This window comes from Cellulomonas sp. GbtcB1 (assembly GCF_019091725.1).
In the GTDB taxonomy this organism is placed as follows: Bacteria; Actinomycetota; Actinomycetes; order Actinomycetales; family Cellulomonadaceae; genus Cellulomonas.
Window position 1 is genome coordinate 1 of the sequence record NZ_JAGXJG010000165.1, and the last position, 346, is coordinate 346.

The 346-nt window shown below is 68.8% G+C and carries 1 protein-coding gene; it reads right to left on the reverse strand.

Annotated elements, in window-relative coordinates:
- A partial coding sequence (locus tag KVT14_RS20150; RefSeq protein WP_217617281.1) for an MFS transporter occupies positions 1-296 on the reverse strand: 296 nt, incomplete at its 3' end.
- Positions 297-346: the final 50 nt, after the last annotated feature.

The window sequence follows — 346 nt, forward strand, 5'->3', positions numbered from 1 at the left end:
AGGAAGCCGACGGTCTGCGAGAAGCCGGCCGCCGCGGACGACAGCACGGAGATGACCAGCGCGATCTGGATGTGGAGCTTGCGGTTCACCAGGTCGGCGAGCTTGCCCCAGATCGGGGTGGTGTTCGTGGTGGTGAGGAGGGTCGCGGTGACGACCCAGGTGTAGGACGACTGCGACCCCTTGAGGTCGCTGTCGATCTTCGGCAGGGAGCTCGACACGACGCTCGTGGCCAGGATGGACACGAACATGCCGAGCAGGCTGCCGGAGAGGGCCTCCATCACCTGCCGGTGGTTCATCGCGGGCGCGGGCCCGCGGTCGACGGTCGGGCTCTCCGCCCGGGTGGTGC